Here is a 7,437-nt window from a genome sequence, read left to right on the forward strand (position 1 = left end):
ACGGTTACCGGCTCAGAAAAATGCCTGCAACCCCGTCTGCGCCCTTCCCAGGATCAGCGCATGCACGTCATGCGCCACGCGCAGAACCTGGAGACGGTCAACACCTATGAAGGCACGCATGACGTGCATGCGCTGATCCTGGGAAGGGCGCAGACGGGGTTGCAGGCATTTTTCTGAGCCGGTAACCGTTGCTTAAATTAGGTGCACCGCAACATCTCTGCTTGGAGAATGGCCGCCAGATGTGTCAGGGTTCAGCGAAATCGTTTGAAACGCTGAATTCCGGGGCCCCATGGCAATTCTGGCAGCCGTCTACCACCTGACCCATTACAAATACGACCGGCCGGTGGTTCTCGGGCCCCAGATCATCCGGCTGCAGCCGGCGCCGCATTCCCGTACCAAGGTGCTGAGCCATTCGCTCAAGGTCGAGCCGGCGAACCACTTCGTCAATCTGCAGCAGGATCCTTACGGCAATTTCCTCGCCCGCTTCGTCTTTCCGGAGCCGGTGACGGAGTTGAAGATCGAGGTTGACCTCGTCGCCGACATGACGGTCTACAATCCGTTCGATTTCTTCGTCGAGCCGTCGGCCGAGGCGTTTCCGTTCGAGTATCCGGAAGAGATACGCGACGATCTCGCCATCTATCGCACTCCGGAGCCGGCGGGACCGCTGCTGTCGGCGCTGCTGAAGACCATCGATCGCAGCGCTGCCAACACCGTCAATTTCCTGGTCGATCTCAACGCGCGGCTGCAGCGCGAGATCGCCTATATCGTGCGCATGGAAACCGGTGTGTTCTCGCCGGAAGAGACCTTGGCCGCGAAAAAGGGATCGTGCCGGGATTCGAGCTGGCTGCTGGTGCAGATCCTGCGCAATCTCGGCATCGCGGCGCGCTTCGTTTCCGGCTATCTGGTCCAGTTGAAGCCCGATCTGGTGGCGCTGGACGGTCCAGCCGGAACCGCCGTCGACTTCACCGATCTGCATGCGTGGTGCGAGGTCTATCTTCCCGGCGCCGGCTGGATCGGCTTCGATCCGACCTCGGGCCTGCTCACCGGCGAGAGCCATGTGCCGCTGGCCGCCACGCCGCATTTCCGCAACGCGGCCCCGATTTCCGGCATGGCGAGCTTCGCCAATGTCGAATTCGGCTTCGAGATGCGGGTCGACCGCATCGCCGAACATCCGCGCATCACCAAGCCATTTTCGGACGAAAGCTGGCAGGCGCTCGACGCTCTGGGCAACAAGGTCGATAAAGCACTTGCCGCCGGCGACGTGCGGCTCACCATGGGCGGCGAGCCGACTTTCGTGTCGATCGACGATTTCGAGTCGGCCGAATGGAACACCGCCGCCGTCGGTCCCACCAAGCGCGAAAAGGCCGACGAACTGATCCGTAAACTGCGCGAGCGCTTTGCGCTGGGCGGCTTTCTCCATTACGGCCAGGGCAAATGGTATCCGGGCGAAAGCCTGCCGCGCTGGACCTTTTCGCTCTACTGGCGTGCCGACGGCCAGCCGGTGTGGAGCGATCCGTCGCTGATCGCACGCGAAAAGAGCGAGGCCGACATCGGCCCGAAGCAGGCCGAAAGCCTGCTCACCGCGATTGCCGGCGAACTCGGCATCGACAAAGCCATGGTCAGCGAAGCCTATGAGGATCCGGCCGAATGGCTGCTCAAGGAAGGCAAGCTGCCCGACAATGTCGATCCGTCCAACTCTAGGCTGGAGGATCCGGAAGAACGCAGCCGCATGGCGAAAGTGTTCGAACGCGGGCTGACCAAACCGTCCGGCTATGTGCTCCCCGTCCAGCGCTGGAACAGCCAGGCATCGGATCCGCGCTGGCGTTCGGAAAAATGGAAGACGCGGCGTGGCCGGCTGTTCCTGGTGCCAGGCGATTCACCGGTCGGCTACCGGCTGCCGCTCGGCACGTTGCCCTATGTGCCGCCGGAGCAATTCCCTTATATCGTGCCGGTCGATCCGTCACTGCCACGCGGCCCGCTGCCCGCGCGTGAAGCCATACTGGCCGGACCGGCTCCAGCCGAACTGGAAGGCGCCGACGAGATGGCGCGCCGCCAGCAGGCGGCATCGTTCACCGCTGCGACCGGCCAGCAGGAGCGGGTCGAGCAGGAGATCACCGAGATCGGCGGCGCGGTGCGCACCGCACTTTCGGTCGAACCGCGTGATGGGCGGCTTTGCGTGTTCATGCCGCCGGTCGAGGCGCTGGAAGACTATCTCGAACTGGTCGCGGCGGCCGAGAACGCGGCGAAGGCGATAGGCCTTCCCGTGCACATCGAAGGCTATGGCCCGCCGCACGATCCGCGCCTCAACGTCATCCGCGTCGCGCCTGACCCAGGCGTCATCGAGGTCAACATCCATCCTGCATCCAACTGGCAGGATTGCGTGGCGACGACGACGGCGATCTACGAGGAGGCGCGGCAGACACGGCTTGGCGCAGACAAGTTCATGATCGATGGCCGCCACACCGGCACCGGCGGCGGCAACCATGTCGTGGTCGGCGGTGCGACACCCAATGACAGCCCGTTCCTGCGAAGGCCGGACCTGCTGAAGAGCCTGGTGCTGCAATGGCAGCGCCATCCGTCGCTGTCCTACCTGTTCTCCGGCCTGTTCATCGGGCCGACCAGCCAGGCGCCACGCTTCGACGAAGCGCGTCACGACTCGCTCTACGAGCTTGAGATCGCTATGGCGCAGGTGCCGCATCCAGACCAGGGCAACGCACCCTTGCCATGGCTGGTCGACCGGCTGTTCCGCAATTTGTTGACCGACGTCACCGGGAATACGCATCGTTCGGAAATCTGCATCGACAAGCTGTTCTCGCCCGACGGACCGACCGGCCGGCTGGGGCTGGTCGAATTCCGCGGCTTCGAGATGCCGCCCAATGCGCGCATGAGCCTCGCGCAGCAACTTTTGGTCCGCGCCATCATTGCCCGTGCCTGGAAGAGCCCGCTCGACGGCCGTTTCGTGCGTTGGGGCACATCGCTGCATGACCGCTTCATGCTGCCGCATCATGTCTGGGCCGATTTCCTCGACGTGCTCGACGACCTCAAGCTCAACGGTTTTGAGTTCCGTCCCGAATGGTTCGACGCCCAGCTCGAATTCCGCTTCCCGTTCTGCGGCGAGGTTCAGCATGCCGGCATCAAGCTGGAACTGCGCCAGGCGCTGGAGCCGTGGCATGTGATGGGCGAGCAAGGCGCGATCGGCGGCACCGTGCGCTTCGTCGATTCCTCGGTCGAACGGCTGCAGGTCAAGACCGAAGGGCTGAACCCGGAGCGCCACGCAGTCGTCTGCAACGGCCGCATCGTGCCGATGAAGGTCACTGAGAATCGCGAAGTGGCGGTGGCAGGCGTGCGCTTCAAGGCCTGGCAGCCGGCATCGGGCCTGCATCCGGCGCTGCCCGTCAACACGCCGCTGGTCTTCGACATCTATGACCGATGGTCGGGCCGTGCGGTCGGCGGCTGCGTCTACCACGTCGCCCATCCCGGCGGGCGCAATTACGACACCTTTCCGGTCAATGGCAACGAGGCGGAAGCTCGGCGGCTCGCCCGCTTCGAACCGCGTGGCCATACGCCATCCGCCTATGTGATCCGTGAAGAACAACCGGCGGAAGATTTCCCGATGACCCTTGACCTTCGGCGGCCGGCAAGACTCTGATCAGCAATGGCAAAGGGGAATCACAAGAGGGGACGCGGCAAGCCGCAGACCCACAGCCTGCTGGAGCACTACCAGCCCATAGACGGCGTCGTCGACGAGATGGTCGATGCATCGGGCAATCCTCGCCCGGCCTGGAAGCATTTTGTCGAGGCGCTCGAGGAACTCGGTGCTGAAAAGCTCGGCCAGCGCTTTGCCCGCGCCGACCAGTATCTGCGCGATGCCGGCGTTTATTACCGCGTCTATGACAAGGCCGGCGCCAATGAACGCGAATGGCCGCTGGCGCATGTCCCGGTTCTCATCGAAGAGAGCGAGTGGGCGGCGATCAGCGCCGGCCTCGTGCAGCGCGCCGAACTGTTCGAGGAAACCATCGCCGATATATACGGGCCGAACCGGCTGGTCGAAAAAGGCATCCTGCCGGCGGGATTGATCGCCGCCAGCCCCGAATATTTGCGGCCTGTCCTCGGCACCAAGCCGGCCGGCGGCCACTTCCTGCATTTCTGCGCCTTCGAGCTCGGCCGTGGACCTGACGGCCAGTGGTGGGTGCTTGGCGATCGCACGCAGGCGCCGTCCGGCGCCGGCTTCGCACTGGAAAACCGCGTCGCCACCACACGCGCGCTGTCCGACATCTATGGCGAGATGCATGTGCACCGCCTTGCCGGCTTTTTCCGCCGTTTTCGCGACGCGCTGATCGGCATGGCCAAGGAGACCGACGGCCGCGTCGCCATCCTCACGCCGGGGCCGCTCAACGAAACCTATTACGAACACGCCTACATCGCCCGCTATCTTGGCATCATGCTGCTCGAAGGCGAGGATTTGACCGTTTCAGGCGGCCGGCTCATGGTACGCACGGTTTCCGGCCTGATGCCGATCAGCGTGTTGTGGCGGCGGCTCGATGCCGCCTTCGCCGATCCGCTCGAACTGCGCCCGGATTCGCAGATCGGCACGCCGGGCCTGGTCGAGGCGATCCGCCAGGGCGCGGTTGCTACCGTCAATGCGCTTGGCTCCGGCCTGATGGAGACGCGTGCGCTGCTCGCCTTCCTGCCCAAGATTTCACGGGCCTTGCGGGGCGAGGAATTGCTGCTGCCAAGCGTCGCGACATGGTGGTGCGGGCAAGCAACCGAACGCGCGCATGTGCTGGCCAACATCGATCGCATGGTGATCGGCCCGGCGCTATCGACGAGACTTGCCTTCGAGGATGACGATTCAACGAAGCTCGGTTCGGCGCTGTCGGCCGGAGAGCGGGCGGAGCTGGTGGCGCGCATCGAACGCGATGGCGGCGATTTTGTCGGCCAGGAAGCGGTGACGCTTTCGACGACGCCCGTCTATGTCGGCGGGTGGCTGGAGCCGCGGCCAGCGAGCCTGCGCGTCTACCTGGCGCGAACGCCGGAGGGCTGGACGGTGATGCCGGGCGGTTTTGCCCGCATCGGCCTGTCGCTCGACCCGACGGCGATCGCCATGCAGCGTGGCGGCCAGGCGGCGGATGTCTGGGTTGTCAGCGACAAACCGGTGGAGCGCGAGACGCTGCTGCCGCAGGAAGGCGACAGTTTCAGCCGCACCAGGCCCGGCAGCCTGCCCAGTCGCGCGGCGGAGAACCTGACCTGGCTCGGCCGCTACATCGAGCGCTCGGAAGACACGGTGCGCATCCTGCGCGCCTACCATGTGCGGCTCGCCGAAACGTCCGACCCGGACATGCCGCTGCTCGCCGACATCAGGGATTATCTCGAACCTTTCGGCATCGACGTCGAGACGGCGATCCCGTCAGGGCTGATCGGCACGCTGGATAGCGCGGTCTACAGCGCCGGGCAGATTCGCGACCGCTTCTCGCCCGACGGCTGGCTGGCGCTGAAGGACCTGTCGAAAACCATCCATCAGTTCGCAACGACGGTCGCGCCCGGCGACGACGCGACCCGGGCGATGACAGTCATCCTGCGTAAGCTCGCCGGCTTTTCCGGCCTGCTGCACGAGAACATGTACCGCTTCGCCGGTTGGCGCTTCCTCGAGATCGGCCGCCGGCTGGAGCGCGGCATCCAGATCTCCCGCACGCTGTCGCGGCTGACCAGCGCCAAGGCGCCGGACGGCGCGCTCGACATGATGCTGGAGATCGGCGACAGCGTGATGACCCATCGCCGCCAATATCCGGTGCAGGCCGGCCGGCGCACGGTGATCGACCTGCTGGCGCTCGATCCGCTTAACCCGCGCTCCATCCTGTTCCAGCTCGAAAGGCTGAAGGCCGAAATCGGCCTGTTGCCGTCGCTCGGCGGGGAGGGGCAAATGTCGCCGGCGGCGAAGGAAATCCTGCAGCTCAACACCCAGATCGCCATCAAGGAGCCTTCGGATATGACGGCAAAGGCGCTGGACGAGCTCGCCCACGAAATCGGCGGCCTCTACAACAGCCTCGCCAAAGCCTATTTCGGATAAATCATGCTCTACGATATCAGGCTTCATCTCCACTATGATTACGCTTCCGCTGCCGGCGGCGGTCGTCATCAGGTGCGCGTGCTGCCGTCGACGATATCAGGCGTGCAGCGCGTCATCGCCGCATCACTGTCCTTTGCGCCGGCGCCCAACGAGCGTTCCGACTTTTCCGATTTCTTCGGCAACAACGTCACCTCGATCGCCTTTCGCGACGCGCATGATGCGCTCGACATCAGGATGAGCGCCCGCGTGTCGGTGTCTCGGCCCGAGCCCGGGCTCGACGTGTCGCCCGATATCGCCCGGCTCAGGCAGGAGCTCGCCGCGGTGCGGTCTCTGGCACCTGATGCACCGCACCATTTCCTGACGGCCAGCACCCATGCCGGCATCGACGATGCGATCACTGCCTACGCACGCAGCAGCATCGCCGGTTCCGCCGCCAGCACGGCCATGAACCTGTGCCATCGCATTCATCGTGATTTCACCTATGACGGCGAGGCGACGACGGTGCGGACCCGGGCCAGCGATGCCTTCAGGCTGAAGCGCGGTGTCTGCCAGGACTTTTCGCATATCATGATCGCCGGCCTGCGCGGGCTCGGCATTCCCGCTGGCTATGTCAGCGGCTTCCTGCGCACCATCCCGCCGAAGGGCAAGCCCCGGCTGGAAGGCGCCGATGCCATGCATGCCTGGGTCAAGGTCTGGTGCGGGCGCGACGCAGGCTGGCAGGAATTCGATCCGACCAACGGCATGCGGGCCAGCAACGACCATATCACCGTCGGCTACGGCCGCGACTATTCGGACGTGGCGCCGATCGTCGGCGTGCTCAAGACCACGGGGGGACAGGTCGGCGAGCAGGCTGTCGACGTCATTCCGGTTGTGCTCGAGAAAGCCTGAAGGCAGGCTCGACACCGTTTTCGGACGGCGCGTGGAACCAGCGGTCGGCCAGTGGCTTATCTACGGAATTCGCGTGGAGCCGACATGTTGCAGAAATCCGGAATGTCGCCCGGCCGACCGGCTGGCGAGGACGCTGTATCGCCAGATGGCGTGTTCAAAAACGGGGCACAAAGCTCGGCCGATCATGCGTCGCTTAGTTATGTCAGCGATGCCGAGCCTGGTATCCGGCGGCTGAAGACAGGCAAGGGGTTTTCCTACAAGGGACCGGACGGACGGACGGTTTCGGACGCCACCAAAGCCCGCATCGAGGCGATCGTCATTCCGCCGGCCTGGACGGATGTGTGGATTTCGCCCGACGCGGACGGCCATATCCAGGCAACCGGCAGGGACCAGCGGGGACGCAAGCAATATCGTTATCATCCGCAATGGGCCGAAGAGCGCGATGGTGCCAAATATTCGAGCCTTGTCGCTTTCGCCGAGAG

General features: G+C 64.5%; 3 protein-coding genes and 1 pseudogene. All 4 read left to right on the forward strand.

The genetic code is table 11. The annotated features are described in order from the left end of the window. Positions 1 to 289 precede the first annotated feature (289 nt). Positions 290 to 3,649 (forward strand): transglutaminase family protein, encoded by a 3,360-nt coding sequence (locus EN884_RS18495; RefSeq protein WP_063168909.1) that lies wholly within the window; start codon positions 290 to 292, stop codon positions 3,647 to 3,649. Between the two features lie 6 nt (positions 3,650 to 3,655). Then, positions 3,656 to 6,067, forward strand: a complete 2,412-nt coding sequence (locus EN884_RS18500; protein ID WP_063168908.1) for a circularly permuted type 2 ATP-grasp protein — start codon at positions 3,656 to 3,658, stop codon at positions 6,065 to 6,067. Positions 6,068 to 6,070: 3 nt separating this feature from the next. Beyond that, a complete protein-coding gene (locus EN884_RS18505) occupies positions 6,071 to 6,955 on the forward strand; it encodes a transglutaminase family protein (RefSeq protein ID WP_013529827.1) in 885 nt (294 codons plus the stop codon). 84 nt (positions 6,956 to 7,039) lie between these two features. After that, positions 7,040 to 7,437: pseudogene (locus EN884_RS18510) on the forward strand (DNA topoisomerase IB); the annotation flags it as partial.

This window comes from Mesorhizobium sp. M7A.F.Ca.AU.001.01.1.1 (genome assembly GCF_004022735.1).
Classification (GTDB): domain Bacteria; phylum Pseudomonadota; class Alphaproteobacteria; order Rhizobiales; family Rhizobiaceae; genus Mesorhizobium; species Mesorhizobium ciceri.